The following is a 1,015-nucleotide window of genomic DNA, read 5'->3' as shown; positions in this document are numbered from 1 at the left end:
CTCGATGGGCTGCTGAAACCTAAATGTCTTCCATTCTCCATGTGGGGCCGACCGACATCGGCAGCATGGGTTCCAGGATGGAAGGCGGGAAAGTATGCTTTTGGTTCAGGAAAAGGGGTTGGTTGTTCCAGCTTCCGACCCATGGATTTGCTTTGCAAATCCAGTCTTTCTTTTTCTGGATCAAATCAAGCGCGAGAAGGGCGTTTGGTGAATGCCTTGGCAGCAAGAGGCGATGAAAGACGTGATACTCTGCGATAAGCCATGGGGAGCTGAGAATAAGCTTTGATCCATGGATTTCTGAATGGGGCAACCCACTTGAAAGCTTCATATTGTTATCTCTGATAATCAATATGTTGTTTAACCAAGTACTTAAGGCCTGAATACATAGGGTTTTAAGAGCAAACCCGGGGAACTGAAACATCTAAGTACCCGGAGGAAAGGAAATCAATTGATACTCCCCTAGTAGCGGCGAGCGAACGGGGACCAGCCGAGCCGGAAAAGTGACTAGAACATGTTGGGAAGCATGGCCATAGCGGGTGACAGCCCCGTATAGGAAGCTTTGACGGACGTATTAAGTAGGGCGGAACACGTGAAATTCTGTCTGAAGATCGGAGGACCACCTTCGAAGGCTAAGTACTCCTTGCTGACCGATAGCGAACCAGTACCGTGAGGGAAAGGTGAAAAGCACCCCGACGAGGGGAGTGAAACAGTACCTGAAACCGAACGCCTACAATCAGTCGGAGGATCCTCGAGATCTGACGGCGTACCTTTTGTATAATGGGTCATCGACTTGGTCTCACGAGCAAGCTTAAGCCGTTAGGTGTAGGCGTAGCGAAAGCGAGTCTTAATAGGGCGTATGAGTTCGTGGGATCAGACCCGAAACCGAGTGATCTAGGCATGGCCAGGTTGAAGGTAAGGTAACACTTACTGGAGGACCGAACCCACATCCGTTGAAAAGGATCGGGATGAGCTGTGCCTAGGGGTGAAAGGCCAATCAAACTCGGAGATAGCTGGT

1 rRNA gene is annotated in these 1,015 nt (G+C 50.0%); it reads left to right on the top strand.

Annotation, left to right across the window (positions count from 1 at the left end):
* Positions 1–183: 183 nt before the first annotated feature.
* A 23S ribosomal RNA gene (locus AC2FNU_RS24765) occupies positions 184–1,015 on the top strand; the annotation flags it as partial.

The organism is Ruegeria sp. BHSB064 (assembly GCF_059613205.1).
The sequence above is the reverse complement of the archived record's forward strand: the minus strand, read 5'-3'. Positions and strand labels throughout refer to the sequence as shown.